This is a genomic window from Streptococcus danieliae, from assembly GCF_009767945.1.
GTDB classification, from domain to species: Bacteria; Bacillota; Bacilli; order Lactobacillales; family Streptococcaceae; genus Streptococcus; species Streptococcus danieliae.
In genome coordinates this window covers 1-789 of the sequence record NZ_WSRS01000175.1, presented here as the reverse complement: position 1 = coordinate 789, position 789 = coordinate 1, and the positions used below count along the sequence as shown (strand labels likewise).

Genomic DNA, 789 nt, shown 5'->3' with positions numbered 1-789 from the left:
GTTACTGGCTGCTCTGGTTCAACCGGAGTTACCGGTCTCTCAGGTTCAACTGGGGTTACCGGTTGCTCGGGTTCAACCGGGGTTACTGGCTGTTCTGGTTCAACTGGAATTACCGGTTGCTCGGGTTCAACCGGGGTTACTGGCTGCTCGGGTTCAACCGGGGTTGCTGGCTGCTCGGTAACTTTAACAGTGACCTTGACAGGTACCTGATCCTCAGATCCATCGCTATAGCGAACGGTCACTTGACCTGTCAACTCACCTGCTTTAGCATCTACTGGAACACGAATAGTTACCCAACCTTGAGTATCTACCGTCATTCCTTGACCGACAGCTGTGTAGGTTACACTAGCTGGAAGATTGATTCCCGGAACCGTCACTTGAGTACCGGCTTGAACCTCAACTGGGACATAGGAGGGACTGTATCTATCCGCCTCTGGCATCACAACTGGTTTAGCAGTCACTTGAACGGTTACTGGAACAACATCTTGCGATCCATCATTGTAACGAACTGTTACACTTCCAGACAAGCTACCTGTAGACGCGTCAGATGAAACAACAACTGTCACTCGACCTTGGTTATCAACCGTCATGCCGGAACCTGTCACACTGTAAGTCGCAGTTGCTGGCAAGTCTTTACCTGTTAGGACAACTTGATCCCCAGCCTGAACACTAGCGGACTCATAGCTTGGGTTGTATCTCTCAGATTCTGGGCGTGCAGTCACCTGAACCGCTACTGGAACAACATCTTGCGATCCATCATTGTAACGAACTGTTACACTTCCAGACAAG

Annotated in this window: 1 protein-coding gene; it reads right to left on the bottom strand. The window is 50.3% G+C overall.

Annotation, left to right across the window (positions count from 1 at the left end; translation table 11 throughout):
• Positions 1–789: Rib/alpha-like domain-containing protein (locus E5983_RS09300; protein ID WP_202056784.1), on the bottom strand; the 789-nt coding region annotated here is incomplete at both ends.